This is a genomic window from Halomonas alimentaria, assembly GCF_009902005.1.
Classification (GTDB): Bacteria; Pseudomonadota; Gammaproteobacteria; order Pseudomonadales; family Halomonadaceae; genus Halomonas; species Halomonas alimentaria.
Genome location: NZ_WUTT01000001.1, coordinates 1,079,930 through 1,106,771 on the forward strand (window position 1 = coordinate 1,079,930; position 26,842 = coordinate 1,106,771).

The 26,842-nt window shown below is 65.4% G+C and carries 25 protein-coding genes; 14 read left to right on the plus strand and 11 right to left on the minus strand.

Annotation, left to right across the window (positions count from 1 at the left end; genetic code table 11):
- Positions 1-55: 55 nt before the first annotated feature.
- On the plus strand, positions 56-1,900 hold the full coding sequence (ilvD, locus tag GRB96_RS05170; RefSeq protein WP_161431100.1) for a dihydroxy-acid dehydratase: 1,845 nt from the start codon (positions 56-58) through the stop codon (positions 1,898-1,900).
- A gap of 61 nt (positions 1,901-1,961) precedes the next feature.
- On the plus strand, positions 1,962-3,047 hold the full coding sequence (locus GRB96_RS05175; RefSeq protein ID WP_161431102.1) for an oxidoreductase: 1,086 nt from the start codon (positions 1,962-1,964) through the stop codon (positions 3,045-3,047).
- Positions 3,048-3,053: 6 nt separating this feature from the next.
- On the opposite strand, the gene nudE is transcribed toward GRB96_RS05175, so the two are convergent.
- Positions 3,054-3,638, minus strand: a complete 585-nt coding sequence (nudE, locus tag GRB96_RS05180; protein ID WP_161431104.1) for an ADP compounds hydrolase NudE — start codon at positions 3,636-3,638, stop codon at positions 3,054-3,056.
- A gap of 72 nt (positions 3,639-3,710) precedes the next feature.
- Here nudE and yrfG point away from each other — a divergent pair, with 72 nt between their 5' ends.
- Together yrfG and hslR are read left to right on the plus strand one after the other, a co-directional pair.
- On the plus strand, positions 3,711-4,415 hold the full coding sequence (yrfG, locus tag GRB96_RS05185; protein WP_161431107.1) for a GMP/IMP nucleotidase: 705 nt from the start codon (positions 3,711-3,713) through the stop codon (positions 4,413-4,415).
- Positions 4,408-4,791 (plus strand): ribosome-associated heat shock protein Hsp15, encoded by a 384-nt coding sequence (gene hslR / locus GRB96_RS05190; protein WP_161431109.1) that lies wholly within the window; start codon positions 4,408-4,410, stop codon positions 4,789-4,791. Before yrfG ends, hslR begins: the two co-directional genes overlap by 8 nt.
- A 46-nt stretch (positions 4,792-4,837) precedes the next feature.
- On the opposite strand, the gene GRB96_RS05195 is transcribed toward hslR, so the two are convergent.
- Positions 4,838-4,951, minus strand: coding sequence for a DUF188 domain-containing protein (locus GRB96_RS05195; RefSeq protein ID WP_420841743.1), 114 nt, complete (start codon positions 4,949-4,951; stop codon positions 4,838-4,840).
- A 51-nt stretch (positions 4,952-5,002) separates the two neighbouring features.
- On the minus strand, positions 5,003-5,452 hold the full coding sequence (locus GRB96_RS05200) for a YaiI/YqxD family protein (protein ID WP_161431111.1): 450 nt from the start codon (positions 5,450-5,452) through the stop codon (positions 5,003-5,005).
- A gap of 443 nt (positions 5,453-5,895) precedes the next feature.
- Here GRB96_RS05200 and GRB96_RS05205 point away from each other — a divergent pair, with 443 nt between their 5' ends.
- Positions 5,896-7,599: a DEAD/DEAH box helicase gene (locus GRB96_RS05205; RefSeq protein ID WP_161431113.1), complete on the plus strand. Its 1,704-nt coding sequence runs from the start codon at positions 5,896-5,898 to the stop codon at positions 7,597-7,599.
- A gap of 111 nt (positions 7,600-7,710) precedes the next feature.
- Positions 7,711-8,694 (plus strand): DMT family transporter, encoded by a 984-nt coding sequence (locus GRB96_RS05210; RefSeq protein WP_161431114.1) that lies wholly within the window; start codon positions 7,711-7,713, stop codon positions 8,692-8,694.
- A 3-nt stretch (positions 8,695-8,697) separates the two neighbouring features.
- Here the strand turns inward: GRB96_RS05210 and GRB96_RS05215 are convergent, their stop codons facing one another.
- Together GRB96_RS05215 and argE are read right to left on the minus strand one after the other, a co-directional pair.
- The gene (locus GRB96_RS05215) at positions 8,698-9,414 is read right to left on the minus strand and encodes a glutamine amidotransferase (RefSeq protein ID WP_161431116.1); all 717 of its coding nucleotides are present in this window, start codon (positions 9,412-9,414) and stop codon (positions 8,698-8,700) included.
- Positions 9,415-9,448: 34 nt separating this feature from the next.
- On the minus strand, positions 9,449-10,603 hold the full coding sequence (gene argE / locus GRB96_RS05220) for an acetylornithine deacetylase (protein ID WP_161431118.1): 1,155 nt from the start codon (positions 10,601-10,603) through the stop codon (positions 9,449-9,451).
- Between the two features lie 199 nt (positions 10,604-10,802).
- Here argE and GRB96_RS05225 point away from each other — a divergent pair, with 199 nt between their 5' ends.
- The 4 genes from GRB96_RS05225 to GRB96_RS05240 all read left to right on the plus strand — a co-directional run bounded on the left by GRB96_RS05225 (position 10,803) and on the right by GRB96_RS05240 (position 14,515).
- A complete protein-coding gene (locus GRB96_RS05225) occupies positions 10,803-11,936 on the plus strand; it encodes an alkene reductase (protein WP_161431120.1) in 1,134 nt (377 codons plus the stop codon).
- 211 nt (positions 11,937-12,147) lie between these two features.
- The gene (locus GRB96_RS05230) at positions 12,148-13,173 is read left to right on the plus strand and encodes a virulence RhuM family protein/type II toxin-antitoxin system death-on-curing family toxin (protein WP_161431122.1); all 1,026 of its coding nucleotides are present in this window, start codon (positions 12,148-12,150) and stop codon (positions 13,171-13,173) included.
- A complete protein-coding gene (locus tag GRB96_RS05235) occupies positions 13,170-14,054 on the plus strand; it encodes a PhzF family phenazine biosynthesis protein (protein WP_161431123.1) in 885 nt (294 codons plus the stop codon). The genes GRB96_RS05230 and GRB96_RS05235 overlap by 4 nt, the downstream gene beginning before the upstream one ends.
- A complete protein-coding gene (locus GRB96_RS05240) occupies positions 14,051-14,515 on the plus strand; it encodes a hypothetical protein (RefSeq protein WP_161431124.1) in 465 nt (154 codons plus the stop codon). Before GRB96_RS05235 ends, GRB96_RS05240 begins: the two co-directional genes overlap by 4 nt.
- A 15-nt stretch (positions 14,516-14,530) precedes the next feature.
- Here GRB96_RS05240 and GRB96_RS05245 read toward each other — a convergent pair whose 3' ends face one another.
- The 4 genes from GRB96_RS05245 to GRB96_RS05260 all read right to left on the minus strand — a co-directional run bounded on the left by GRB96_RS05245 (position 14,531) and on the right by GRB96_RS05260 (position 16,713).
- Positions 14,531-15,118, minus strand: a complete 588-nt coding sequence (locus GRB96_RS05245) for an NAD(P)H-dependent oxidoreductase (RefSeq protein ID WP_161431125.1) — start codon at positions 15,116-15,118, stop codon at positions 14,531-14,533.
- A gap of 129 nt (positions 15,119-15,247) precedes the next feature.
- Positions 15,248-15,565, minus strand: a complete 318-nt coding sequence (locus GRB96_RS05250) for a CcdB family protein (RefSeq protein WP_161431126.1) — start codon at positions 15,563-15,565, stop codon at positions 15,248-15,250.
- Complete coding sequence (locus GRB96_RS05255) at positions 15,565-15,810, minus strand: type II toxin-antitoxin system CcdA family antitoxin (protein ID WP_161431127.1); 246 nt, start codon at positions 15,808-15,810, stop codon at positions 15,565-15,567. Before GRB96_RS05255 ends, GRB96_RS05250 begins: the two co-directional genes overlap by 1 nt.
- 192 nt (positions 15,811-16,002) lie before the next feature.
- Entirely contained in the window at positions 16,003-16,713 is a 711-nt protein-coding gene (locus GRB96_RS05260; RefSeq protein ID WP_338074011.1) for an SDR family NAD(P)-dependent oxidoreductase, read from the minus strand.
- 141 nt (positions 16,714-16,854) lie between these two features.
- Between GRB96_RS05260 and GRB96_RS05265 the strand changes: the two genes are divergently transcribed.
- The gene (locus tag GRB96_RS05265) at positions 16,855-18,186 is read left to right on the plus strand and encodes a carboxypeptidase-like regulatory domain-containing protein (RefSeq protein ID WP_161431129.1); all 1,332 of its coding nucleotides are present in this window, start codon (positions 16,855-16,857) and stop codon (positions 18,184-18,186) included.
- A 27-nt stretch (positions 18,187-18,213) separates the two neighbouring features.
- Here the strand turns inward: GRB96_RS05265 and GRB96_RS05270 are convergent, their stop codons facing one another.
- Positions 18,214-18,495, minus strand: coding sequence for a DUF503 domain-containing protein (locus GRB96_RS05270; protein WP_161431131.1), 282 nt, complete (start codon positions 18,493-18,495; stop codon positions 18,214-18,216).
- Positions 18,496-18,752: 257 nt separating this feature from the next.
- Between GRB96_RS05270 and GRB96_RS05275 the strand changes: the two genes are divergently transcribed.
- Positions 18,753-20,786: a sensor domain-containing diguanylate cyclase gene (locus GRB96_RS05275; RefSeq protein ID WP_161431133.1), complete on the plus strand. Its 2,034-nt coding sequence runs from the start codon at positions 18,753-18,755 to the stop codon at positions 20,784-20,786.
- A 172-nt stretch (positions 20,787-20,958) separates the two neighbouring features.
- Here GRB96_RS05275 and GRB96_RS15525 read toward each other — a convergent pair whose 3' ends face one another.
- Positions 20,959-23,433: a bifunctional diguanylate cyclase/phosphodiesterase gene (locus GRB96_RS15525; RefSeq protein ID WP_338074012.1), complete on the minus strand. Its 2,475-nt coding sequence runs from the start codon at positions 23,431-23,433 to the stop codon at positions 20,959-20,961.
- Positions 23,434-23,929: 496 nt separating this feature from the next.
- Between GRB96_RS15525 and GRB96_RS05290 the strand changes: the two genes are divergently transcribed.
- Together GRB96_RS05290 and GRB96_RS05295 are read left to right on the plus strand one after the other, a co-directional pair.
- Positions 23,930-24,955: a nuclease-related domain-containing protein gene (locus tag GRB96_RS05290; RefSeq protein ID WP_161431135.1), complete on the plus strand. Its 1,026-nt coding sequence runs from the start codon at positions 23,930-23,932 to the stop codon at positions 24,953-24,955.
- A 206-nt stretch (positions 24,956-25,161) separates the two neighbouring features.
- Positions 25,162-26,814 carry an ATP-dependent nuclease gene (locus tag GRB96_RS05295; RefSeq protein ID WP_161431136.1) on the plus strand — a complete coding sequence of 551 codons (1,653 nt, stop codon included), beginning with the start codon at positions 25,162-25,164 and terminating at the stop codon, positions 26,812-26,814.
- The last annotated feature ends 28 nt before the right edge of the window (positions 26,815-26,842 follow it).

Below are 26,842 nucleotides of genomic sequence, written 5' to 3' on the forward strand. Positions count from 1 at the left end.
TGACCTGGACACCGAGCCGCCGGCACAGGCGGCCGCACGCGAAGAAGAGGACACCATGCCCGAGTATCGTTCCCGCACCACCACCGCCGGTCGCAACATGGCCGGCGCCCGCGCCCTGTGGCGCGCCACCGGCATGAAGGATGACGACTTCCACAAGCCGATCATCGCCGTGGCCAACTCCTTCACCCAGTTCGTGCCGGGGCACGTGCACCTGAAGGACTTGGGGCAGCTGGTGGCCCGCGAGATCGAGAAGGCCGGCGGGGTGGCCAAGGAGTTCAACACCATCGCCGTGGACGACGGCATCGCCATGGGCCACGACGGCATGCTCTATTCGCTGCCCAGCCGCGACCTGATCGCCGACAGCGTCGAGTACATGGTCAACGCCCACTGCGCCGACGCGCTGGTGTGCATCTCCAACTGCGACAAGATCACCCCCGGGATGCTCAACGCCGCCATGCGCCTGAACATCCCGGTGATCTTCGTCTCCGGCGGCCCCATGGAGGCGGGCAAGACCAAGCTGCTCGACCACGGCCTCGACCTGGTGGATGCCATGGTGATGGCCGCCGACGACAGCGTCGATGACGAGACCCTCTCCGAGGTGGAGCGCAGTGCCTGTCCCACCTGCGGCTCCTGTTCCGGCATGTTCACCGCCAACTCCATGAACTGCCTGATGGAAGCGCTGGGCCTGGCCCTGCCGGGCAACGGCACCGTGGTGGCCACCCACGCCGACCGCCGCCGCCTGTTCGAGACCGCGGGTCATCGCATCGTCGAACTGGCCAAGCGGGTCTACGAGGGCAACGAGGCGCACCTGCTGCCGCGTGCCATCGGCTCCAAGGCGGCGTTCAAGAACGCCATGACCCTGGATATCGCCATGGGCGGCTCCACCAACACCATCCTGCACCTGCTGGCCGCCGCCCAGGAGGCCGAGGTCGATTTCACCATGACCGATATCGACCGCCTCTCGCGTGAGGTGCCGCAGCTGTGCAAGGTGGCTCCCAACACCCAGAAGTACCATATCGAGGACGTGCACCGCGCCGGCGGCATCATGGCCATTCTCGGCGAGCTGGATCGCGCCGGCGTGCTCGACACCCGAGTGCCCACCGTCTACGGCGACTCCCTGAAGGCGGCCCTGGACGAATGGGACATCATGCGCAACCCGAGTCCCGAGGTGGTGGAGTTCTTCCGCGCTGGCCCCGGTGGCGTGCCCACCCAGGTGGCCTTCTCCCAGAGCGCCCGCTGGCCGAGCCTCGATGGCGACCGTGCCAGCGGTTGCATCCGTGACCTGGACCACGCCTTCTCGACCGAGGGTGGTCTCGCCGTGCTCAAGGGCAACATCGCCGTCGACGGCTGCGTGGTGAAGACCGCCGGGGTGGATGAGTCGATCCTGGTCTTCGAGGGCCCGGCCCATGTGGTGGAGTCCCAGGACCAGGCGGTGGAGCATATCCTCGGTGGCCAGGTGAAGGAGGGCGACGTGGTCGTCATCCGCTACGAGGGGCCCAAGGGCGGTCCCGGCATGCAGGAGATGCTCTACCCGACCAGCTACCTGAAATCCAAGGGGCTGGGCAAGGCCTGCGCGCTGCTCACCGACGGTCGCTTCTCCGGCGGCACCTCCGGGCTCTCCATCGGCCACGCCTCCCCGGAGGCTGCTGCCGGCGGCGCCATCGGCCTGGTCGAGCAGGGCGATATCATCCAGATCGATATCCCCAACCGTGCCATCAACGTCAAGCTCAGCGACGAGGTCCTCGCCGAGCGCCGCGCGGCCATGGAGGCCAGGGGCGCCGATGCCTGGAAGCCCAGTATCCAGCGCGACCGCAAGGTTTCCGCGGCACTCAAGGCCTATGCACTGCTCGCCACCTCGGCCGACAAGGGCGCAGTACGCGACCTGACCAAGCTCGATTGATCCACTCCCTGGCGCCCCGGCCCAGGCTGGGGCGTCGGCGTCTCTTTCAAGGAAGGCTGCGATGAAGACCCATACGCTCAGCGTCGGGCTGGTCGGTTACGGCCAGGCGGGCCAGGTGTTCCACGCGCCGCTGATCCAGGCCACCGAGGGCATGGAGCTCGTCGCCGTGGTCAGCGGCGATGCCGAACGGGTCCACGCCGACCTGCCTGAGGTGGAGGTGCTGGCCAAGGCGCCGGCACTGTTCGCGCGTCGCGATATCGACCTGGTGGTCATCGCCACACCCAACGATACCCACTTCCCGCTGACCAAGGCGGCACTCGCCGCCGGCAAGCATGTGGTGGTGGACAAGCCCTTCACCGTGACGCTCTCCGAGGCACGCCTGCTGCGCACCCAGGCGGATAACGCCGAGCGCACCCTGAGTGTCTTCCACAACCGCCGCTGGGACAGCGACTTCCTCACCCTGAAAGGTGTGCTCAAGGAGGGCACCCTGGGGCGGGTGGTGTCGCTGGAGTCGCGCCTCGATCGTTTCCGGTCCACGGTGACCGATCGCTGGCGCGAGAACCATCGACCGGGTGGAGGAATCTGGTACGACCTGGGGCCGCACCTGCTCGACCAGGTGGTGCAATTGTTCGGCATGCCGCGGGCGATCCTGCTGGAGCTCGCCACCCTGCGCGACGGCGCCGAGGTGGACGACGATTTCCTCTGCCTGCTGGAGTACGACGGCCCGCGGGTCACCCTCCAGGCGAGCTCTCTGGTGGCCGACCCCACGCCCCGCTTCCGGGTGCACGGGACCCTCGGCAGCTACGTGAAGTTCGGTCAGGATCCCCAGGAGGCACGCCTCAAGGAGAGCCTGGCGGTGGTGGCGGGCCTGGGCAATGACCCCGACCTCGGGCGGTTGACCCTGGCCAGTGACGAGAGCGAAATACCGGCGGTGCATGAGCAGCCCAACCGGCCCGGCGACTACCCGGCCTTCTACACCGGGGTGGCCGAGATGCTGCTGCACGATGCGCCACCGCCGGTGCCGCTGGACGGTGCCATGGAGGTGATGGAACTGCTGGAGGCGGGCCTGGACAGCTATCGCCAGGCGCGCTGGGTACGGCTCAAGGAGGCCAACGGGCTGCTGCGCCAGCGACTGCACCGGCGCTGAGTCCCGCTACCAGCGCAGGGCCGTCTCCGCTTCGCGTTCGAGCAGCTTGTCGCGGGCGATATACAGCGCGGCGATGGCCCGGGCCTCATGGAAGTCCTCCCGGGCGAGCAGGGCGGGCAGCTCGTGGATCGAGTGCGTCTCGACGATCAGTGGCTCGGGTTCGTCACCGGGCAGGCGCTTGGGGTAGAGGTCACTGGCCAGCAGCACCTGCATGCGATGGCGCATGTAGTTGGGCGCCAGCGACAGCTCGACCAGTGGCTGGATGTTGTGGGCGCCGAAGCCACACTCCTCCATCAGTTCACGGTTGGCCGCGGTGATGATGTCCTCTCCGGGGTCCACCAGCCCCTTGGGCAGGGTCAGCACATAGTCCTCGAATCCCGCGGCGTACTCGCGGATCAGCAGCACGTGCTCGGGGTCGGGCATGGCCACGATCATCACCGCGCCGCTGTCGCTGCCGGTCAGGCGCTCGAAGGTGCGCTCTTCGCCGTTGGAGAAGCGCAGGTCCAGTGACTCCACGTGGAACAGGCGGCTCCTGGCCACCGAGCGGCGGTCGAGGATAGCGGGTTTCTGCGGCCAACTGGGCGAGGTCATGGCGGCTCCGTTTCTGGGGGAGGGATCGCCTGTTACCATATCACCTCCCGCAAGCCACGACCCGGAATCCCCATGATCGACTGGCGCGCCATCGATACCGTCCTGCTGGACATGGACGGCACCCTGCTGGACCTGCATTTCGACAGCCATTTCTGGCTCGAGCACCTGCCGCGCCGCTATGTGGAGCTGCACCAGCTCGACGAGGCCACCCAGGAGGTGGTGCGCTCGAAGGTGCTCCACGAACAGGGCACCCTCAGCTGGTACAGCCTCGACTACTGGAGCCGCGAGCTCGACGTCGACGTGGTCGCCCTCAAGCGCGAGATCCAGCACCTGATCGGCCTGCGCGGTGACGCCCTGGACTTCCTCAAGTGGCTCAAGCAGGCCCACCCGCGGGTGGTGCTGGCCACCAACGCCGACCGCGCCAGCCTCGAGCTCAAGCTGCCGCTCACCGGTCTGGAGCAGTACCTGGACGCCATCGTCTCCTCCGCCGACCTCGGCGTGCCCAAGGAGGAGCAGGCGTTCTGGTTCGCGCTGCAGGAGGTGGAGCCCTTCGACCCCGCTCGCACCCTGTTCATCGATGACAACCCGCGGGTGCTGGAGAGCGCTCGGACGTTCGGTATCCGCCATCTGCTGGGCATCAAGCAGCCCGACAGTCGACGGCCGGAGCGTGAGCTGGAGGAGTTCGTCGCCCTGGATACCTTCGCTGCCATCCTGCCTGGCAACGAGCCGCCGCTGGCCCCGGGCGCCGAAGCGAATGGAGGAAGCACCCATGGATAGCGTACGGCTCGACAAGTGGCTATGGGCGGCACGCTTCTTCAAGACCCGCGGCCTGGCCAAGAAGGCCATCGAGGGCGGCAAGGTGCACTACAACGGTGCCCGGGCCAAGACCAGCAAGACCGTGGAGGTGGGGGCCATCATTCGCGTGCCCCAGGGCTGGGATATCCTCGAGGTGGAGGTCATCGCGCTCTCCGACCAGCGCCGCGGCGCCCCAGAGGCCCGCGCCCTCTACCGTGAGACCGAGGAGAGCGTGGCCCGCCGCGAGCGCGAAGCCGAGGCGCGCCGGCTCACCAACCAGGCCATGCAGCACCCACTCAAGCGCCCCGACAAGAAGCAGCGTCGCGAGATCCAGCGCTTCCAACGCAACCAGGAGTAGGAGCGCAGATCCTGCGCGATTGGCGCCGTCAGGTGCCCCGGTCCTGTTACCGCTGCTTCGCCAGCCAGCGATCCAGGGCGTTGGCGAACTCGCGGCGGTCGCTGTCGGAATAGCCGCTGGGCCCGCCGGTGTGTTCGCCGCTGGCGCGCATGGTCTCCATGCTGCCCTTGAATCAGCCGAATCTGCACCCCGGGTGCAGATGCGTCATGGATCAAGCGTTCTTCGCCAGCCAGCGATCCAGGGCGTTGGCGAATTCGCGGCGGTCGCTGTCGGAATAGCCGCTGGGGCCGCCGGTGTGTTCGCCGCTGGCGCGCATCGTCTCCATGAAGTCCCTCATCTGCACCCGGGCGCGAATGTTGTTGGCGTCCAGGGCCTCGCCGCGGGTGGTCATCACCTTCGCCTGCCGCTCGATGGCGGCCATGGCCAGCGGCAGGTCCGAGGTGATCAGCAGGTCGCCGGGCTGGATACGCTCGACGATCTCGTCATCGGCGGCATCGAAGCCCTGGCTGACGGCCAGCGCCTTGACCCACGCCGAGCGCGGCAGCGGTACCGTATGGTTGGCGACGAACCAGGCCGCCGTGCGGGTGCGCTCGGCGGCACGCACGATAATCTCACGGGCCACCTTGGGACAGGCGTCGGCATCGACCCACACGCTAGGCATGACATCTCCTCGATTAGCAGCAACAACAGGGCAGCCGAAAAGGCTGGCCAGGGCGGGTCGACGATGGTAGCATGCGCGCTCCTCGCATGTGTTGACCCCACCATCATGTACGACGCCACCGCCGCCGGTCACCGACCGAGCACAGGATGGGCGCCGCAACGCCAGGCCCAGCGCCATCGCTGAAGGCCGCAAGCGTTCGAATTGTGTAGATGGAGCGCCACCGAGATCCCGCCGTTCTGGCGAGATCGGCGCAAACGGTCGCCACAGGGTTCCTGTTTGCCATCCACGATGGCAGGAACCGATGCCAGGTGCGACCGGCGTCCCCGACTCCGATGTCCCGTGCTGACTGCCCTCACAGGCCGCAGCGCGCCTGATGGCTTTTGCTCGCGTCAGGGACGCCAATGAATTTACGCCGGTGATCCCGGCCTACCAAGGTGTGATTGATGACCTCTTCTTCTGTCGCCTCGCCGAGCTTCGGCGATCTTGCCCTGCTGCCTGCCGTTCTCTCTGCCGTCGAGTCTCTGGGTTACCAGACTCCCTCGCCGATCCAGGTCGAGACCATTCCGGCACTGCTGGAAGGGCGCGACATGCTGGGCCAGGCCCAGACCGGCACCGGCAAGACCGCGGCCTTCGCCCTGCCGCTGCTCTCGCGTCTCGAGTTGACCCGTCGCGAGCCCCAGGTGCTGGTGATGGCACCGACCCGTGAGCTGGCGCAGCAGGTTGCCGTCTCCTTCACCCGCTACGGTCAGAACCTCAAGAGTCTGGAAGTGGCCACCCTGTGTGGCGGCCAGGAGTACCGTGAGCAGCTGGGCGCACTGAAGCGCGGTGCCCAGGTGGTGGTGGGTACCCCGGGCCGGATCATCGATCACCTGGATCGCGGCAGCCTCAAGCTCGACGGCCTCTCCGCCCTGGTGCTGGACGAAGCCGACGAGATGCTGCGCATGGGCTTCATCGACGACGTCAAGCGCGTGGTCGCCGACACCCCCAAGGCGGCCCAGCGGGTGTTCTTCTCCGCCACCCTGCCTGCCGAGATCGAGCGCATCGTCAATCGCTACCTGGTGGACCCGGTGAAGGTGGCCATCGAGTCACGCACCACCACCGGCGAGAACATCGAGCAGCGCCTGGTGCGCGTCGATGGTGGCGCCAAGCTGGAAGCGCTGGCCCGTATCCTCGAGGTGGAGCCGGTGGATGGTGCCATCGTCTTCGTGCGTACCCGTGCGGCCTGTACCACTCTGATGGAGCAGCTCTCCGCCCGCGGCCTCAACGTGGCCAGCCTCTCCGGTGACCTCGACCAGAGCCTGCGCGAGCGCACCATCCAGCGCCTCAAGCGCGGCAAGGTCGACGTGCTGATCGCCACCGACGTGGCCGCCCGTGGCCTCGACGTGCCGCGTATCACCCACGTCTTCAACTACGACCTGCCCCAGGACTCCGAGGCCTACACCCACCGCATCGGTCGTACCGGCCGTGCCGGTCGTACCGGTATCTCGATCACCTTCGTGGGCTTCCGCGAAGGCCGCAAGGCGGGCTGGATCGAGCAGGCCACCGGCCAGAAGATGAGCGAGATGGAGGTGCCCGATGAGGCGGCCATCCGCGCCCACCGCGACGAGGCCTTCCATCAGAAGGTGATCGCCGCCCTGACCGCCGGTGCCGAAGAGCAGCAGGCCCTGGTCGAGCGCCTGATTGGCGAGGGCTACGACCCCGTCGAGCTGGCCTGTGCCTTCGCCCGCCTGGCGCGTGCCGACGAGGCGCCCATCGGTCGCCTGCAGGCACCGCGCAAGGAGCGCAACGATCGCGCCCCGCGTGACGGCAAGCCGGCGCGCCGCGAGCGTGGTCCCAGCGAGGGCATGACTCGCTATCGCGTCTCCGTGGGCCACAAGGACGGCGTCAAGCCCGGCCAGCTGGTCGGCGCCCTGGCCAACGAGGGCGGCATCGAAGGGGCCCGCATCGGGCGCATCGATATCCGCAACGCCTTCTCGGTGGTCGAGCTGCCCAACTCGTTGCCGGCCAGCATCCTGGCCAAGATGGCCCGCGCCCGCGTGGCCGGCCGTCCGCTGGAGATCAGCGAGGACCGTGGCGCCCCCGAGCGTGCCCCGCGTCGTCGCAGCGATGACGGCGAGTCACCGATTCGTCGCCAGTCGCGCGCGTAACGCCCCGGATGCCGCCCTCGGGCGGCACCCCACCCAACGACAGGTCGGAGCCTCGCTCCGGCCTGTTGTCGTTGGTAACCACGCCATCTCGCCTGGAAGGAGGACTCCCCGATGTGGAAGCGGCTGCCGTTTCGCCTGCGCGGCTACCTGATCACCATGAGCGGCGTGCTGCTGCTCTCGCCGGATGCCCTGCTGGTCAAGGACACCACGGTGGACGTGGCCACCTTCATGTTCTGGCGCGGGCTGATGCTGGGCCTGGTGCTGCTGCTGATCGCCGCCGCACGCTACCGCCAGCGTCTGGGTCAGGCGATCCTCGACTGCGGCCCGGCGGCGCTCTGGTGTCCGCTGGCGTTCGCCGCTAGTGCCTGGGCCTTCGTGGGGGCAACCCGCCTGACCTCGGCAGGCAACGTGCTGGTGATGCTCAACCTGGCGCCGCTGGTGGCCGGGCTGATCGGCATGCTGTTCTTCGGCCAGCGACTGCGCCGCCAGACCTGGGTGGTGATCGGTGTGTGCATCGTCGGGGCCAGCCTGATGGCCGCCGGCGAAGTGGGGCAGGGCAGCCTGCTGGGGCTGGGGGTGGCGCTGATCATCCCGGTCTCCATTGCGGTCAATACCAGCGTGGCCAGCTCCCGTCCCGGTACCGGTAAGCGCGGCCTGGATACCACCGTGGTACTGCCGCTGGGTTGCCTGGCGATGCTGCTGCCCGCGGCCCTCATGGGAGGTGCCCAGCTGCCGGGGGGCGAGGATATGCAGCGCCTGTTGCTGATGGGGCTGCTGCTGCCGCTGGCCTACTTCCTGATCCAGACCGGGGCACGCTATCTGCCGGGCGCCGAGGTGAGCCTGGTGATGCTGCTGGAGACCCTGGTGGGCACGCTGCTGGTGTGGTGGTGGGTCGGCGAGGTGCCGGCACCGCTGGCCTTCGTGGGGGGCGGCATGATCGTCGCCGCCATGCTGGCAAGCTCGCTGCGTGACCTCGCTCGCCAGCGGCGCAAGGCCGCCGAAGGCGCGCCGGATGCCAGGCGGCTGCGTGATGAGGCCGCCGAGGCGAGCATCGCACGCGGCGAGCCCGCCCCGCCGGTGGGCGAGCGCCACTGACCCCTAGGAGGCTGGCGTCACCGCCTGGGCGAAACGCACCAGCAGCGAGCGCGCCTCGGGCGTGTCGATGACGCGGCGCATCAGCGCGTGGGCGTCCTGCCCCTGGTCGCGCAGCTTGTCGACCTGGCGGGTCAGGTAGGCGCGCATCACCTCGGGGGTGAACTCGGGGTGGAACTGTACGCTCCACTGGCGCGGGCCATAGCGCAGCGCCTGGTGGGCGTCGTGGTCGTTGCGCGCCAGCACCACCGAGCCACTGGGTGCCTTGAGCACTGACTGGGCGTGGGTGAGCTGGGCGGAAAAGTGGCGGGGCAGGGTGCCAAGCAACGGGTCCTCGCGGCCCGACTCGGTGAGTGACACCCCGTGGGTGCCGGACTCGCGTCCCGCCGGGTGGTAGCCGCTCTCGCCACCGAAGGCCGCCGCCATCAGCTGGTGGCCATAGCACACCCCGAGCATCGCCAGGTTGCGCTCGCGTGCGGCGACCAGCCAGGGCTTGAGCGCCTCGCTCCAGGGCTCCGCGTCGCTGACCATGGCGTGGGAACCGGTGACGATGAGGCCGTCGACTTCCGCCAGGTCGGGAAGCGGCTCGTGGCGGGCGTCGAACACCTCGGCCACGAAGCCGTCCTCCGCCAGTGCCTGCCGGAACAGCGCCTCGAAGTCGCCGTATTGCTCGATCACTTCGGGGAAGGCATCGCCGGTCTTGACGATCAGCAGTCGGGGCATGGGAACTCCTGGCGTGGGGTGACGGCTCCGTATTCTACTTTCGTTGCAGGCGCTCGCCCAGTGCCGCCATGAAGCGCACTCCCGCCTCGAGCTGCTCATGCTCGATGTACTCGTCCGGCTGATGGGCCTGACTGATGCTGCCTGGGCCGCAGATCACCGTGGGCAGCCCCTGGCGCTGGAACTGGCCGGCCTCGGTGGCGTAGGCCACCGCCCCGGCGGGACGCTCGCCGAGCAGGGCGTTGCACAGCGCCAGCACCTCGGTGTTGTTGTCGTCGGCCAGCGCCGGCACCGTCTGGTTGAGCGCCTGGGTGACGATGCTCGCCTCCGGCGCGCGGCTCCGCATCTCGGCCTCGAGCTCGGCGGCTCGGGCCTCGACCCGGTCGATCAGGTCCTCGAAGCGATCCGAGGGCAGGTGGCGGATCTCCCACTCGAAGGTGCACTCCCGGGCCATGATGTTGATCGCCGTGCCGCCGCTGATCTTGCCCACGTGCAGGCTCGAGTGCACCACATTGAAGGCCTCGTCGACCCGCCCTTCGGCGCGCAGCTCGGCCATCACCTCCTCGATATAGGTGACCAGCCGCGCCGCCACATGGATCGCCGAGACCCCCTGGTTGACCTGGCTGGAGTGGCTGGCGCGGCCGGTGACCGTGGTACGCAGGTTGGTGGCCCCCTTGTGGGCCACCACCGGGTGCATGAGGGTCGGCTCGCCGACGATGACCGCCGCCGGCAGCGGGTGCTCGGCCATCAGCTTCTCGATCATACGCGGCGCGCCGATGCAGCCCACCTCCTCGTCGTAGGAGAGCGCCAGCCAGATCGGCGTCTCGAGCTCCATGCTCACCCAGCGCGGCACCTCGGCCAGGGCGCAGGCGATGAAGCCCTTCATGTCGCAGGTGCCGCGGGCATACAGGCGACCATCCCCCTTGTCGGTCAGGGTGAAGGGATCGGTGGCCCAGGGCTGGCCCTCCACCGGCACCACGTCGGTATGGCCCGAGAGCACCACGCCACCGGCCACGTCCGGGCCGATGCGCGCCAGCAGGTTGGCCTTGCGACCGTCGTCACTCTCCACCCGCCAGTGCACCACGTCGTGTTTGTCGAGCCAGGCTTCGACCCACTCGATCAGGGCCAGGTTGGAATCTCGCGAGACGGTGGGAAAGCCCACCAGGCGGTCGAGCATCTCGGCGGCGGTCATGCTGCACTCCTGAACTGGGGAAGAGAATCGCAGCAGACTACCACGCCGGCGGGGCGGGCCGAAGGCGGGGCAGGGTGCCTGGGTGATAGCGCCAGGCTATCTGGTCGATCCTCTCTCTGGTTTGGCGCTGGCCGTTAACAGGCTTATGGTGTGTCGCATCTTCATTCAGTGAAATACCCTTTGCCTCAGGAGGCGATCCATGACCGACACATCCCTGCGCAACCCCGGGCTGTTCACGCCGCTGCAGATCGGCAGCTTGACCCTGCCCAACCGGGTGATCATGGCGCCGCTGACCCGCTCGCGCACGCCGGACAGCGTGCCCGGCAAGCTGCAGCAGGCCTACTATGGCCAGCGCGCCGGGGCGGGCCTGATCATCAGCGAGGCGACCAACATCTCGCCCACTGCTCGTGGCTATGTCTATACCCCGGGCATCTGGACCGACGCCCAGGAAGCCGGCTGGCGTGACGTGGTCGAGGCCGTGCACGCCAAGGGCGGGCGCATCGCCCTGCAGCTGTGGCACGTCGGCCGCGTCTCCCACGAGATGGTTCAGCCCGACGGCCAGCCGCCCGTGGCCCCCAGCGCCCTGAAGGGCGAGGGCGCGGAGTGCTTCGTCGAGTTCGAGGACGGCACGGCGGGGCCGCACCCCACCAGCACCCCGCGGGCGCTTGAGACCGACGAGATCCCCGGCATCGTCGAGGACTATCGCCAGGCCGCCGTGCGCGCCAAGCGCGCCGGCTTCGACATGGTCGAGGTCCACGCCGCCAACGCCTACCTGCTCAACCAGTTCCTGGCTACCGGCACCAACCAGCGCACCGACCAATATGGTGGCTCGCTGGAGAATCGGGCCCGCTTCCCGCTGCAGGTGGTCGATGCGGTGGCCGAGGTGTTCGGCCCCGAGCGGGTCGGTATCCGCCTGACGCCGTTCCTCGAACTGTTCGGCCTTACCGACGACGAGCCCGAGGAAATGGCCAACTACCTGGCCGATGAGCTCAATCGTCGCGGCCTGGCCTATCTCCACTTCAACGAGCCCGGCTTCGCGGGTGCCGACATCACCTACCCCGAGGGCTTCCGCGAGCAGATGCGCGAGTGCTTCAAGGGCGGGCTGATCTACTGCGGCGGCTATGACGCCGAACGCGCCCAGACGCGCCTCGAAGAGAACAGCGCCGACGCCATCGCCTTTGGCCGCCCCTTCATCGCCAACCCCGACCTGCCCGAGCGCTTCCGGGTGGGCGCCGCGCTCAATGAGCCGGAACACGCCACCTTCTACGGCGGCGCCGAGGAGGGCTACACCGACTATCCCTTCCTCGACAACGGCTACGACCGCCTCGGCTGACCCAACGCCAGCCAGCCGCTGAACGCCACAAGCCCGGCCATCGAGCCGGGCTTGTGGCGTGATGGGAGAGCGGTAAGAGTCACTGTTTTGGTGATTGGCGCCCTTCAACGCCAGGGCGTAGCATCCATTGAATGCATCGCCAAGGGTCGCCACCGGGGGCTGTCGTCGCTAGACCCAGGCAGGCACAGGCCGGGGAATCGGGGAGCAGGACATGAATACCAATAGCCAGGCACCCATCGTCATCTATCAGGAGGCCGATCAGCAGGTCGAGGTACGCCTGGACGTGGAGCAGAACACCGTCTGGCTGAGCCAGCGGCAGATGGCAGAGGTCTTCGATACATCCACCGATAACATCAGCCTGCACTTGAAGAACATCTACTTTGATGCGGAGCTTGATGAAACGGCAACTACCGAGGAATCCTCGGTAGTTCGTCAGGAAGGGCATCGGCAGGTGAGGCGGCGCGTCAGACACTACAACCTCGATGCCATCATCTCGGTGGGCTACCGCGTCAACTCCCGGCGCGCCGTGCAGTTCCGCCAGTGGGCCACCCGCGTGCTGCGCGAGCACCTCACCCAGGGCTGGACGCTGAACCGCCAGCGCTTCGAGGAGAACGCCCGCGAGCTGGAGGCCGCCATGGCTTTGGTGCGCAAGACTGCCGGCAGCCCGGCACTGGATGCCGCCAGCGGACGGGGCCTCGTCGATATCGTCACCCGTTACGCCCAGACCTTCCTGCTGCTGCAGCGCTACGACGAGGGCCTGCTCACCGAACCTCATGCCCAGGCCGGCGGCCGACTGCCGACACTGAACGAGGTCCGCACGGCACTGGCGTCTCTGAAGGCCGAGTTGATCGCCAAGGGCGAGGCCACAGACCTGTTCGCCCGGGAGCGCGGCGACGGCCTCGATGCGCTGCTAGGCAACCTCGATCAGACGATCTTCGGCGAACCGGCCTACCCCTCGGTAGAGGCCAAGGCGGCGCACCTGCTCTATTTCGTGGTCAAGAACCACCCCTTCGCCGATGGCAACAAGCGCAGCGCGGCCTATCTGTTCGTCGACTTCCTCTATCGTAACAATCGCCTGCTCAATGCCCACGGCGAGGTGGTGGTCAACGACGTGGGCCTCGCCGCCCTGACGCTGCTCATCGCCGAGTCCGATCCCGCCAACAAGGAAACCATGGTCCGGCTGATCATGAACATGTTGGCCAGCCCGGAAGCTCGAGTTTCAGGAGAGTCTGTATGACCGAGTATTCCCTGCTAGATGTCTTTACCGACCGAGCCTTTGCTGGCAACCCGCTGGCGGTTTTCCCCTACGCCGAGGGCCTCGCCTCTGGCACGATGCAGGCCATCGCCAACGAGCTGAACCTCTCCGAGACGGTGTTCGTCGGTGAGGCAATCGGCCAGCATCGCTACCCCATCCGCATCTTCACGCCCACCGAGGAGCTGCCCTTCGCTGGTCACCCGACGATCGGCACTGCCCACTTGCTGGTTGCGCTGGGCTTGGCCGAGCGGGGATGCCCGCTGATTCTCGAGGCTGGCGTCGGCCCTATCGTCGTTGAGTTCGACAACGAACTGGCTAGATTTACCACGGCGGCGCCGTTCAGCAGCCTGCCGAGCTCCTTGAATCGGACTGCTGCCGCACAACTGCTGGGGCTGAGGGCACACCAAGTCCTGAGCGAGCCGGTGCTCGCCTCCTGCGGGCTGCCCTATCATCTGGTCGAGCTCGCGTCGTTTGAGGCCCTCGAGCGGGCACGGCCATCGCCGGGCATCTGGTCGGAGTGGGTCTCACCCAGCGGCCACGAGCAGGTCTATCTCTATGTGGTCGGCAAGGGGGCCGGTGCATCACCCTTCGTGAGGGCCCGGATGTTTTCCACCCCGGGTGGCGTGCGCGAAGATCCGGCCACCGGCAGTGCGGCGGCGGCCCTGGCGGGGTACCTGGCGCAGAACAGAGGAGTTGGTCGATGGCGCTGGCAGATCGAGCAGGGCATCGAGATGGGTCGCCCAAGCCGCATCCTTGCCGAGGCCGAGCGTACCGAAGACGAGTTTTCGATTCGCATTGAGGGAGAGGCAGTGATCGTGGGACGCGGGACGCTGCTTCTGCAAGAATCATCGGAGATCCCATGAAGCCCTTCTCCATCCTGCTGATCCGCCTGCTGGGTCTCTATCTCTTCCTGAAGACCCTGTTCTCGGTGCTGCCGGCGCTGCTGGGCCCGAATGTCGGGGAGTTCTGGTCAGCCGAGCTACTGCCGGTGCTGATCTCCACGGTGGCGATACCCATGGTGGGCGGTGTGTTGCTGTGGTGCTTCGCCGGGCGGCTGGCGGAGAGGCTGCATGGCGCTGGGGGAGTGGATGACGGGGCGAGCGGCCGCATCGCGGACGAGGATCTGGTGCGTGCCGGCACCTTCCTGATCGGTGTGTACCTGGTGGTGCGCCACGTCGGCATGCTGGTGGCGGCCTACACGGGCGCGGGTGCCGTCGCCTATGACGCCCTGGTCGTGGTGGTGCTGGGCCTCGGCATGATGCTGGGCAATGGTGGCATAGCCGTGCTCTACCGCCGGATCAAGTATCTGGGAGTCGGTCGGTAGGGAGAAGGCGCCCGCCTACCGGCCCTCTTCGCCGAAGGTGTGCACCTCTCGGAACCAGTCGTCGACCTGCTTCTGGCTCATCCCCTCCACGCCACCGATCAGCGTCTCGCGTATCGGTGACAGGCCGACGAAGCCGAGGATGTTGCGTTCCAGCGACTTGAGGCTGTGGGCCCGGTAGAGGTGGCGGTAGATGGCGGCCGGCATGCCCATTGTCACGATGACCCGTGCCGAGCGACCGGTCAGCCCTTTCTTGCCCAGGGGGTTGTCTTCCTCGTACTCGAAGGCGAAGCCCGGGCGCAGTACCTGCTCCAGGAAGCCCTTGACCATGGCCGGCATGTCGCCAAGCCACAGGGGGAAGATGAGCACCAGGTGCTGGCACCAGCCGATGGCCTGCTGGGCCTCGGCCAGGCTGTCGGGGAGGGGCGAGTGCTCCCACTCCTGCTGGCTGCGAATCAGGGGGAACTCAAGGCTGGCCAGGTCGATCTGGCGGATCTCGTGGCCCTTCTGCTCCGCGCCGGCGCGGTAGTGGTCGGCCAGGGCGTGGCAGAGGTGAGTTTCGCTGCGGTCGGGGTGGCCCTGCAGGATCAGGATGCGCTGGTGCATGGCGACGACCTCTCGGTGAGGCAGGGGGCTTCACCCTCAGCGTAGTCGTCCGGCCGGTGATCACCTTGACCGACATCAAGGCATGGGCAGCGCGGGAACTGCGGCCGCATCAGGTGGCCACCGGTTGAATCAGATGCCGGTGATCAGGAAGTCGACGGCGGTCATGATCCGATCGCGATAGATGCCAAGGTCATGCACGGATTCGCCGAGTCGCTTCCTTTCGATTCCGGCGAGCTCCTGCGTCATGGCGATGTAATGTTCACCATCTATCTCGATGACGGGATTCAAGTAGGTCATTCGCACACTTTCGGCTTGAGTGACAGGGCAGAGGGGCACGACAACCGTGGTGCGTAGTTCTTCCAGCAGGTCGCTCTGGATATCAAGCAGGTAGGGGTATCGATGTCGTGAGGCCGGATTCCGGTTTTCGTAGGCGTTGAACTGAGCCATCAGAACTGTCGCTCGCCATCACCGAAGGTGCCGTTCTCTTCGACGAACTGGTTGTAGGCACGAATGGCATCGGTGTTTTCCTGTTGCCACCGTGCGCGTTGCTCTGCACGTACCTTTTCCGTCAGCGCGCTTTCGAAGGTGGCCGAGAGGTTGATCCCCAGGCGCCTTGCACGTTGGAGCAGGTCGCTGTTGATGCTGACATTGGTGGCCTTCTTGGGTGCCGTGACATCGAAGAGTGGCGACATGGAAAAGTCTCCTGTTTCGAAGGGTTATGCGCATAGCTTATGCGCACCGATATTGCCCGGCAAGGGTGCTATCTGCGGGTTATCCCTCGAGCATTCACTCCCTCTCATCCCGCGTCGCGCGCAGCAGCACTCGGTCCATGCCGCGGGTGCTTAGTACCCGCCGGAGGGCGGAGAAGAGGTGGGTGGGCAGGGTCACCGCATAGCGGGGCCCAGGGTGAAGGCACCTTTGCCGTCCTGGCTGGCCAGGCGTGCCTCCACCTTGTGGTAGGTCTCGGCATGGGCGCTGTGTCGGGTATCGATGTTGGCGCGAAAGGCGCGGTGGGCGTTCTCGCGGAAGCGACTGGTGATGGGGCCTGGCTGGATCAGGCTGATATGGATGCCGCTGCCGAGAAGCTCCTGGCGCAGGGTGTCGGTGAGGCCTTCGAGGGCGAACTTGGAGCAGACGTAGGCGCCGCGGTAGGGCAGGGCGGCGAAGCCCAGTACCGAGCTGTTGTGCACGATGCGCCCGTGCCCCTGGGCACGCATCATCGGCAGCACCCGGGTGGTGAGCTCGTGGGTGCCGAGCAGGTTGGTCTCGAGCTGTTGTCTCAGCACGTCGCGGGAGAGGTCCTCCACCGCGCCGGGCTGGCCGTAGGCGCCGTTGTTGAAGAGCGCCGTCAATGTGTCACCGGTGCGCTGTGCCACGCTCGCCACCGCCGCCTCGATGGAGGCGCTGCTGTCCAGGTCCAGCGTAAGTGCCTCGAAGCCCTCCTCGCGCAGCCGGGCCACATCCTCTGCCTTGCGCGCCGTGGCGAAAACCCGCCAGCCCCGCTCGGCCATGGCGTGTGCCGCGGCATGCCCGATGCCGCTGGAGCAGCCGGTGATCAGCAGGCTTCGGGTCGTCTGCGGCGGGGTGGCTGGCATGCAGTTTTCCTTTCAGTGCGGGGGAGCGAGGTGGGCCTCGACCATAGGGCCCGGGAGCCGATTCGGCAATGGTGGCCGAAAGGGAGCGTGTGGCGATGGACGGAGTGCTACGCTGCCGGTGGCGAGGAGGGGAGGCGAACCATGAGCGAGCATGCCGGGCGCCGTTGGTGGTGGGTGGTGATATCGGGGGCCACGTTATCGGGGCTGGTACTGGCGGTGTGGCTGGTGCTCGAGTGGCTTACCCCCGCTCCGGTGACTGGGCGGTTGATCGAGTATCACAGTGATGCACCGGTGGCTGGCGCCACCCTGACCCTGAGCCGCCAGGGCTGGGGCCTGAGCGGCGCGGATCGACAACTGGTCTGGGACAAGCGCTACGAAACCACCGCGACCACCGATGGCGAGGGGCGCTTTCGCCTGCCGTTGCCCGGCCCGGTGTGGCTGCTGGGCAACGGCAGCGGCCGTCTCGTGGCCGAGGCGCAGGGCTTTCAGCGGCTCGATGCGGGCTATGTGGCCCCTGGCGCGGCCTTGACCCTGCAGACGGTGGCCGAACGGAAGGAGCGCCTGCCCGGCGGTATCGCCTACCTGGGCTTGGACAAGGACGGCGAGCCCTTCGGCTGGTCCTTCATCGACCACGCCCCGGTGCGGGGCCCGGCCGGGGCCGACCTCTTCCCCGTCGCCCTGGAGCGTGAGCCGCTGCGGGTCACCTTGGCCGCCGCCGATGGGGGCGGGCTGCACTTCGTCTCGGCCAAGGCGCAGGGGATCACCCATCCTTCCTATGACTACCTGCTGCGCTATCGTGACGCCTCGCCCGAGCCGCCTGCCGAATCCCGACTGACGCTGGACGACACCCCCGGCACGCTCTTCCTGCGCACCGCCCGGGATCGCCACGCCAAGCTCGCCTGGGAGCCGGGCGAGGCGCTGGCGATGTCCGGCAGCGTGCCGGGGCTCGATGCCAGCAGCGAGCGGCTGCTCTCCTTGCGCTTCGTCTATCGTCCCGGGCCGGGGAGTTCTGTGGTGTACCAGCCACCGCTACGGCCGATGGAGCCCGTTCGCGCCGCGCTGCTGGCTTCCCTGCCCGAGCAGGGAGCGCCCTTCACGGGGCCGCGTGCCTTCCGGCTGGTCGTGACCGATGCCGATGGCAGGGAACTGGAGCGCCAGCACGTCGAGCTGGCTCCAGGCGTATCGCTGGATATAGAAAGCTGTGCCCGGCAGGCGCCGTTGACCTGGCGCTTCCAGGCGATGCGCCTGGAGTACGACACGGATGGCCTGCCGCACCTGCAGTTGACGGTGGATGGCGATCGCTTCGTGCACCACTCCGCGCCACGCCTGGTCAGCACACGGGACGATACCGTGTTCGAGGTGATGGCCTTCGATCTCGACTATCGCCGCCATGACCTTCGTCTCCGCCTGCGGGAGTTGCCTGGCGAGGCAGGCCCCGCTGGCTGCATCTCGCCGCCCCAGCCGGGTCGGTAAGAACTGCGGCCGCATGGCGGCTCACCCTCAGAGCATCTCCCGGGTCGCCTCCATCACCCGGCCATCCACGCTGCGCTGGATCTTGTCCTCGATCTCGCCGAGCAGCGCTTCCACCTTGGGGCCCTCGTTGGCCACCGCCACGAAGGTCCATTCGCTCGCCTCCAACCGGTCGTGTTCGCCGCTCTCGCAGACCGCCACCGCCGGGTTGCGCCCGAAGCGCTCGTGCAGGCCGCCCATGCGCTGGCGCTTCTCCTTCAGCGACCGGCAGCCGGGTAGCGAGATGTGCAGCGTGAGTATTCCCATATGCATCACAACCTCTCCTCCGCTCTCGTGGCCTCGCCCTGGCGCCGGCCGTCGAGCGCCTCTGAATCGCCGTTGTCGATGGCCAAGAAGCGACTCCCGAAGGTGATCTGACTACCTCGAGTGTCTCCCCGTCACCAGGGGAGTGTATGGGGGCTCTTGCCTACGGGAAGAGGGGCAATCGAGGGGCAGTTAAGCCTTATGCCGCGAAGCCTGGGTGTTACCCACCCTGGCCGTTGAGATTATTCTCGGGCAGTATGTCGTTAATGAAAACGAAGTCTAATTTAAAGGAGTCTGCTGCCGGCTCGCAGCTCCTTGGCATCCTATCACGCCCGCTTACCTTTCCCCTGATGACGCTGCGCGGACGCTTGCTGGTGGGTGCCGCGGTGCTATGGGGCGTGCTGTGCGTGACGCTGCTGACCCTCGGCTGGCAAGCGGGCCGTCACCTGGTGGATGAGACCAACCACCAGCATCTGCGCTACGAAGCCGAGCTGATCAGCAACACCATCACCAACCAGGTCGGCCTGCGACTGGAGGAGCTGGCGCAGCTGGCAAGCAGGATTCCCGAGCCGCGTGAGGGTGCCCTGGCCGACCAGCATGCCCACGCCCTGGCCCACCTCTTCGAAGGTCTCTCCCTCTTCGATCGCGACACTCGGGTGGTAGACGCCTGGCCTACCGGTGATGGCCGGGTGGGGGGCAGCTTTCCTGACCGGGAATATGCCCGTTTCATGCACGCCTTCCAGCGCCCGTATGTCAGCGAGCCCTTCGTGGGGCGCATCACCGGCCTGCCCCTGGTGATGATGCTGGTGCCGTTGCGAGACGACGAGGGACGCTACACCGGCTTCCTGGGAGGCCTGGTCAACATCAACGAGAGTCGACTCTTCAAGAGTTTCGAGCGGTTGCGCCTGGGCGAAGGTGGGTATGTCACCATTACCACCGCCACCGGCCAGCGGCTCTATCACCCGAACCAGCGGCAGGCCATCGTCGGCCTGCCCGATGACCTCCCCCCGGCGCTCGAGCTGGCGCTGTATGGCTGGGAGGGAGAGAGCGCCGGCCGCATGTCCTCCGGCGAGCCCCAACTGGTGGCGTATCGCCAGATCTGGCCGGCCGACTGGATCGTGGGCGTGCACCTGCCACAGTCGCAGGCCGAGGCGCCGCTGGTGGCCGGTATGCGGCGCATCTCCTTCTATGCCTGGGGGGCGCTGGCACTGGTGCTGCCCCTGGTGGGAGGCTTGATCTGGTTGACGCTGCGTCCCCTGTCCCGGCTGGCCGAGCAGGTCCGTGAGCTGCAGGATGAGCGGCGCTCTTTCGTGGAGATCCCGACACGCATGCCGGAGCTGCGCCGGGTCATCGATGTGATCAACGAGACCGAGCATGCACGGCGGGCCAGCCTGCGCGACCTGACGGAGCGCGAGGCCCTGCTGCGCGGCACCCTGGCCGCCTCGCCTCAGGGGATGTTCGTGACGGATCCGCATGGGCGGGTGACCTTCATGAATGATGCCCTGTACACGCAGCTGGGGATCGATGACCCCCTCGATATGGATACCTGGAGCGAGCGGATCCATGCCGAGGATCGCCCGGCCGTGCTGGAGGCCTGGAATCAGAGCCTGGCTCGGCGCCGCGACTTCATGCGCCAGTTCCGCTTTTTGGATGCCGAAGGCGCTCCGCGCTGGCTGGACGTGCATGCCGGCGCGATTCAGGTCGAGGGCGAGTTCATCGGCATCGTCGGGGCGGTGCGCGACATCACCCAGCATCGTCATGACGACGCCCTGCGTCGCTGGGAGGCCGAGCACGACCCGCTCACCGGTCTGCTTAACCGACGTGGCCTGACACGCCGTCTGGAAGAGGCCCTGGTGGAGTGGCAGAAGGCCGGCACTCAGGCCGCGGTACTGCTCTTCGACCTCGATCACTTCAAGCCGATCAATGACCAGGGTGGGCACGCCCTGGGTGACCGCATGCTGCAGCAGGTGGCGGACGCGGTGCGCAGCGTGGTGCGCAAAAGCGATCATGCCGCCCGCCAAGGGGGGGATGAGTTTGCCGTGCTGATCGGTGGCTGTAGCCCCGACCAGGCACTGGTGCTTGCCGAGGCGCTGCGAGACAGGATCGCCTCGAGTCCGGTGGAGCACGCGGGGAGGTGCTGGCAAGTCACCGCCAGCATCGGCGTGAGTCACTTCCAGTCAGACGATGAGGAGATCGATGCCGTCCTCGACCGCGCCGATGCTGCCAGCTATCGGGCCAAGCATGGCGGTCGCGACAGGGTGGTGAGTGACGGCAGGGAGTTTGCAGCCCCTCCGGTCTAGCGGCCGCGTCAGGGGGGATGCCGGCACCTGTTGGCCGGGAACCGGCCGGTGAGCGGCATGGCAGGCCATCATCTCTGGAGATCGGGCAGTCGGTCCGGCAGCGTCGCAAGCGCCTCCCAGGGCATGGGCCTGGCGAACCGGTAGCCCTGCAGCAGGTCACACTCGCGCCGTATCAGCTCCTCCTGCTGCTCGCGTCCCTCGATGCCCTCGGCAACCACCACCAGCCCCAGGTGATGGTTGCCATGGTGATGATGCCCTGAACGATGGCGACATTGTGGCGGTTGGTACGGATGTCCTGGACGAAGGCGCGATCCAGCTTGACCTTGTGGATCGGCAGGTCACGCAGGTAACTGAGGCTGGAGAAGCCGGTGCCGAAGTCATCGATGGCCACCTTGACGTTCATGCGGCGCAGGGTGTCGATCATCTCGATGGCCTGTTCGGCGCCGTCCAGCAGGATACTCTCCGTCACCTCCAGCTCGAGCAGCTCGGGCGGCAGCCCCGTCGCATCGAGAATGGCCTGCACCTCGTCGAGGAAGCCGTCGCGGCGGAATTGCAGTGACGAGATATTGACCGCTACTGGATACACCCGCTCGCCCCGGGCGCGCATGGCGGCAAGCTGCTCACAGGCCTGCTGGAGTACCCAGCGGCCCAGAGGAATGATCTGCCCGGTCTGCTCTGCCATGGGAATGAAGATGCCGGGGGACACCATTCCCTGAGTGGGGTGGTGCCAGCGGATCAGCGCTTCGACGCTGCAGATGCGTCCCGTAATGGCCTCGACGATGGGCTGGTAGTAGAGCTCGAACTGGTTCTCATGCAGGGCGGCGTGAAGGTCATGACGTAACAGCACATGCTCACCGACGTCCTGCTTTCTCTCTCTCCGATACCACTGCCAGGTATTGCGCCCCTGGCGCTTCGCCGCTTCCAGGGCCAGGTCGGCATGCTGCAGCAGCTCATGCGTCTGCTGGATCGCCTCGTCGCTGCAGGCGACCCCGATGCTGGTACTGACATGCAGTGTACGGCCGTCGATGTCGAAGGCGTCATCGAAGGCCGCGAGGATGCGCTCGGCAGCGAGCGCGACCTCGTCGCGTGAGGCGACGTCGGGCATCAGGAAGGCGAACTCGTCGCCGGTGAGGCGGGCCAGCGTGTCCCGGGGGCCAAGCAGCCGTTGCAGACGCTCGGCGATGGCCGCCAACTGGCGGTTGCCCACCCGATACCCCAGGCCTTCATTGATGGCCTTGAAGCCGTCCAGGTCGAGGTACAGCACGGCCAGCAGGCGCTGGTTCTGCCGACTCCAGCGGAGGTCTTGCTCCAGACGATCGTCCAGGGCCGTTCGATTGGGCAGGCCGGTGAGCAGGTCATGGGTGGCCTGGTAGGCGATCTGGGCCTCCTGAGTGCGTTCCAGGGTGATGTCCTGCTGGGTGCCGATGAAGTGGGTGCAGTGGCCTGCCGCGTCGATGACCGGGCTGATCGACAGGCGGTTCCAGAAGGCGGTGCCGTCCTTGCGGTAATTGAGCAGTGTGACCTGCACCTCGCGATGCTGGCTAAGGGCGAGACGGATGGTGGCGACCGTCGTGGGGTGGGTGTCTGCGCCCTGCAGGAAGCGACAGTTGCGGCCGAGAATCTCGCCGGTGGCATAGCCCGACAAGCGGCAGAAGGCCTCATTGGCATAGACGACAGGCAGGTCGGGCTGGCTGGCATCGGCCATGAGGATGCCGTTAGGGCTGGCCTCGATGCCCCGTTGCAACAGATGCCGTTCGGCCTCCTGGTGCTTGCGTTGCGTGATGTCCTGGCAGATGCCATAGACGCCGACGACCTCACCTTCGACGGTTACCGGGAAGTTGGTGACCTCCAGGTGGTAAGCGTGGCCGTCGGCATGCGTACCCATCGTCTCGTAGTGGCGTGAGGCCCCGGCGCGGGCGGCATCGAAGGCGGCCTGGGTCAGCTCCCGATAACCGGGGGCGATGAAGTCGTTGAAGTGGCGGCCTACCAGGCGTGGCTCGGGGTACCCGGTGATCTGCTCCAGGGCGGCATTCCCGCGCAGGAAGCGGCCCTCGAGGTCGAATGCGTAGACCCCCGCCGGATGGTTCACGAACAGCGAGCGATGCCACTTGGCCAGCTTCTGGTGACGACGGCTGTTGCGGTGCTTGATGATAGCCAGGGCGACCAGGCTGGCCGCCTGGCGCAGTCGCCGCAGGCTCATCTCAGTAGGCGCGGCGGGCTGACGGTAATAGATGCCGAAGGTGCCCAGTAGCTCACCCTGGGAGGTGATCACCGGGCTTGACCAGCAGGCGCGCAGACCCTCGGTCAGGGCCGCATTGCGCAGAGGCTCCCACAGCGAGTCCGTGCGGATGTCCTCGCTGATCACCTGGTGACGCAGGTAGGCCGCCGCCCCAAAGGACGCCGCCTCGGCCGGGCCGATTCGAACATCCTGAAGCCGTTCGTGGTAGGCCTGGGAGAAGTGGTGGCTGGGATACAGGCTGAGGGAGCGTCGCTTTGGATCGAAACGCATGAAGGCCACGACGGCCCCGGTCAGCTGTAGGCTGATCCAATGGGCGATCGCCTCCAGCGTGCTCTCCAGGGGCGCCTGCTCGGCGATCCGCTCGTGAATCTCCTGCTGCGCTTCCAACAGGACGAGATCGTCGGTCACGGACGTCTCCCCATGATGACTTTCCTTTGACGTTGTTCGGTGGCAGCTGAGCTCTCCGAACACTCAACCAGAGACCAACCGGCCGGGCAAGCGCGCCGCATCAGAGAATTAGAGATATTGGATATTTTGATATGCCGACCAGCCTGGTGGTAATGGCCAATAGCGCGACTCCGCCCTCGAGGGCGCGCGATATGGCCCTCGGCCGGCGGCTTCGGGGTATCGATGGCGAAGGGGGGGGCGCCAGCGAGATGTGCAGGGTGAGGATTCCCATGTGCATCACAGCGTCTCCTTTGCTCTCGTGGCATCGCCTTGGTGCCGGCGGTAGGCCGTCTGCAACCCATGGCGTAAGCGAAAAACGACACTGACTTGTAAGCTTTTTCCCACTGGTGCTCAAGGGACTTAGGTGCCAGGCTGTTTGGTTACAGAATGTTGCCGGACCTGACCGTGAAATAACGGCAGGCCAGAGCAACCAGTGAAAGTCACGCAGGGAACCCCGATGATCCTCAAGGAAAAGGACGCCTATAGCGGCACTGATGAGCGCGGCTACTACGGCCACAAGCAGGAGCAGGACGTGGCCTTCCATCTGCGCCGCGAGTTCGGCGACAGCGAGCAGGTCCGCATCATCCATGACCTGGTGATCGAGCACGGCGGCGAGCGCGCCCAGATCGACCACCTGGTGATCCACCCTTACGGCTTCATCATCATCGAATCGAAGAGCATCGTCGGCGAGGTTCAGGTCAACGCCGAGGGGGAGTGGTCGAGAAGCTATCAGGGAAAATGGATGGGCATGCCGTCGCCCATTCGCCAGGCGGAGTTGCAAAAGCAGGTCCTCCACCGTCTGATCAGAGCTAATGTGGAGCATCTGCTCGGCAAGATCTTAGGTGTGCAATCGAAAGTAGGCGGCCGTGACTGGCAAACGCTATGCGCCGTTTCCAGTACCGCGATATTGCATCGCGAGAAGATGCCGAAATCCGTTGCTCGCAAGGTCGTGAAGACGGAGTTCGTGGCCAAGAAAGTCCGGGATCTTGTGGGTAACATCGTTACGGAGTATCTCAAGGCAAAGCCCCGCTTCTCCTTGCAGGAACTCGAGAACCTCGGCGCCTTTCTTGTGGAACATACCCATGCGCTGCAGGCGGAATCGGAGAAGCCAGCACACGTCACGCCGACTCAGGAGCCAGCCCCTGATGCTGCCCTCGTCAGCGAGCCCGCGCCACAAAGCTATGTGGCGACTGATGCCGAGCGTGTCGCCTCAGAGCCCGCTATAGACACGGGAGCCACCACTGAAAAAATGCTGACCTGCAAGCAGTGTGGCGAGGCCGACAACCTGGTCGGCATGTATGGCCAGTACGGTTACTATGTAAAGTGTGGCAGCTGCAGCACCAATACGTCGATGAAACAGCCGTGCCCTGTCTGTGGTTGGAAGAGCATCAAGGTCTCCAAGGACGGCCTGAGCTATACGGCGACATGCCGGAAGTGCGATCACCAGTATCTGGTTTTCCGGCAGAGAGAGGGGGAGGTGTAATGGCGGATATCGACCCAAAGCGGCCCTGCCGAAAAATACAACAGGCGCGCGGATTTTGTTATGTGCTTAGGAAATAGTCTGCTTTCGATCTCAACGTTCCGAATGCTGCAAGAAGTTATAATGGTGGCTTTTATAGATAGTTGTCGACTCGCATATTGACCTTATTGAACATATGTTTAAGAAAGTATTTTTATTGGGGAGGGTTTATGAGGTTAGAGGAATTTTGTGTCTCGAATTATCGGAACATCATTGATTCCGGATGGATCAAGGCAACAGACGTCACAGCGATCGTCGGGCAAAACGAAGCGGGTAAAAGTAACCTTTTTGAGGCGCTGTATTGTCTGCATTCCTTCGTTGAAACCCGGTACAACCCAGACGAGGACTGGCCGGTTGACGACTGGAAGGGAAAAAAGAATGCAAATGGAAAGCCGGTATCCCAAGCCTACTTTGAGTTTGATGAAGGTGAAGCCGAAGCTTTGTTTGAGTTTGCGGCGGAAGAAAAAACCGATGAAGATGACAGTGAGCTAGAGGCAAAAATCACTACGCCACCAGTTGGTATTCGTCTATTTGCTAGTCGTTGCTATGGGTACCTTACCGGCTTTTACTTGCGCGATAGAGAGGGCAACGCGATTGCAGCTGAAGACTTAGGCCTTTCCCAAGGCAAAGTATCGGAATGGGCTAGAGAGCACGTTCCGCGCTTTGTGCTCATTCAGGACTACGAATTCTCCGGGGCGCAGGTTGAGCTGAATGACTTAAAGAGTCGCTTAGACAAAGCGGGTGGCAAGCGCCATAAACTCTCAACCGAAGATCAGACGATCCTGATTGTACTCGACCTTGCTGAGATTGATCTCGATGACTTCGTCGAGAAAGGTAGCAGCGCTGAGGGTCGGACACTGCGCCAGTTCGATAAGCGTGCGGCATCTGCCTACCTGACTCAACAGTTTCAGAAATTGTGGAAGCAGAAGAAAGTAAAATTCGATATCGATGTAGATGGCCCAACACTCAACATCTTCGCTGAGGATGAAGCGATCGGCTTTCCGGTTCGCCTGCAGCGGCGCTCAACTGGGTTCCGCTGGTACGTCTCTTTCGCGTGGAAGTTCACCCATGCCTCCGAGGGTGACTTTGAGAACTGCACACTCTTATTGGAAGAGCCAGGCATCCACCTTCACTATAGCGGGCAACGCGACCTTTTGGGTGTGTTTGAAGACCTATCAGAAACCAACACGGTGATGTATACCACTCACCTGTCATCAATGGTCGACCAAGCGAATCCAGAGCGAGTGCGCATCATCGAAACCGACAGCAGCCATCATCTGCGGGTTACGCATGGCGTAGTGAGCAGTCAGTCGGCTCCAATGGCGGTTATCGAAAGTGCTCTCGGTCTCACCCCCGACCTTTCCGGAATGCTTGGTAACCGTAAGGTGCTTATTGTAGAGGGAGGAACTGATGCGTTGATATTAAGCAAGCTTTCAGGCTTGCTGACTAAAAGCGACAAAGTTGGCATGTCAGATCATATATATATATGGCCCGCACAGACCTCAACTAAAGCGCCGATGTATGCGGCGTTCGCGATCGGTCAGCGGTGGGATGCCGGAGTGTTGCTCGACACCGATGAAGCTGGCCACCAAGCTCACAAGAAGATCAAAGATATGAATCTGAAAGACTACGCCGATCAGACTGGTCACGAATTTAGGGTGTTAATGCTTGACAAGGCAGCAGGTGTGAAGAAAACCGACGTCGCGATCGAAGACCTGTTTCCGGACGAATGGTTTCTTGAGTGCGTGAATCGCGCTTACGGCCTAGCACTAAGGCTAGTGTGGTGTCTCACAAGTAAGTACTATAAATATAGTCTATCCTGATACCTGAATTCCGCACCATTGCTGGAGG